Annotated in this window: 1 protein-coding gene; it reads left to right on the top strand. The window is 70.5% G+C overall.

Annotated elements, in window-relative coordinates; all coding sequences use genetic code 11:
- Window positions 1-111 precede the first annotated feature (111 nt).
- Window positions 112-990 carry a PhzF family phenazine biosynthesis protein gene (locus tag ABGA94_RS05220; protein ID WP_111127825.1) on the top strand — a complete coding sequence of 293 codons (879 nt, stop codon included), beginning with the start codon at window positions 112-114 and terminating at the stop codon, window positions 988-990.
- Window positions 991-1,068: the final 78 nt, after the last annotated feature.

The raw sequence follows: 1,068 nt of genomic DNA, 5'->3' as shown, positions 1-1,068 counted from the left end.
CCGAGCCCACGCTCGGCTGCTTCTTCTCACGCCCCGACACAGCCGAGCATGGGCTCGGCTCTACAACCGCGCGCTAAGCTGCGCGCCACCCGATCCTGGAGTTTCGCCCCGATGACCACCCGCCGTTTCCTGCAGCTGGATGTGTTTTCCCCGCGCGCCGGCGCTGGCAACCCGCTGGCCGTGGTACTCGATGCCGACGGCCTGGACGATGCCAGCATGCAGGCCATCGCGCGCTGGACGCGCCTGCCCGAGACCACCTTCGTGTTTCCGCCCCAGGCCGCCGGTGCCAGCTACCGGCTGCGCATGTTCAGCCCGCAGAAGGAAGTGCCGTTCGCCGGCCACCCCAGCGTCGGCACGGCGCATGCGGTGCTGCAGGCAGGCCTGGCCACACCGGTCGACGGCGTGCTGGTGCAGGACGGCATTGCCGGCGCCCTGCCGCTGCGCGTCAGCGGTGAGGGCGCGCAGCAGCGCATCGCCATCCGCACCCCGCGCGCGCAGTTGGCGGAGACCGCTGAAGCCACCGATCCGCGCCTGCGGGCAGCACTGAAGGACTGGCCACTGGGCTCGCTGCCGCCGGCGCGCATGCAGGGCGGACGCAGCTGGTGGGTGGTGCAGGTGGCCGATGAAGCAGCACTACGCGCGCTGCGCCCTGACTGGAACGCGGTGGCTGCGCTGGCCGAGTCCACCGACAGCATGGGCGTGTTCGCCTATGCCTTCAGCGATGGCAGTGAGGGATTCGATCTGGCCGTGCGCGCTTTCGTCGGCAATGGTCGGCGCTTCGAGGACGCCGCCTCGGGGGCCGCCAATGCAGTGCTGGCCGCGTGGCTGGACCTGCGCGACGCGCTGCCACGTGGCCGTGCGCCGTTCGAAGTCAGCCAAGGCCGCGAAGTCGGCCACGATGCGCGCCTGACCCTGCGGGTCGACGAGGACGGCGAGGTCTGGTCGGGCGGCCAGGTGCAGACGGTGATCACCGGCACCCTTGATTGGTAAAGGGATACTGTAGAGCCGAGCCCACGCTCGGCTGCTTCCCGGCCAGATCACGGGACCTGCAGAAGCCGAGCATGGGCT

The sequence above is a fragment of the Stenotrophomonas sp. 3diitr2024 genome (genome assembly GCF_042136455.1).
GTDB classification, from domain to species: Bacteria; Pseudomonadota; Gammaproteobacteria; order Xanthomonadales; family Xanthomonadaceae; genus Stenotrophomonas; species Stenotrophomonas sepilia.
This window is presented reverse-complemented; position numbering and strand designations above follow the sequence as displayed.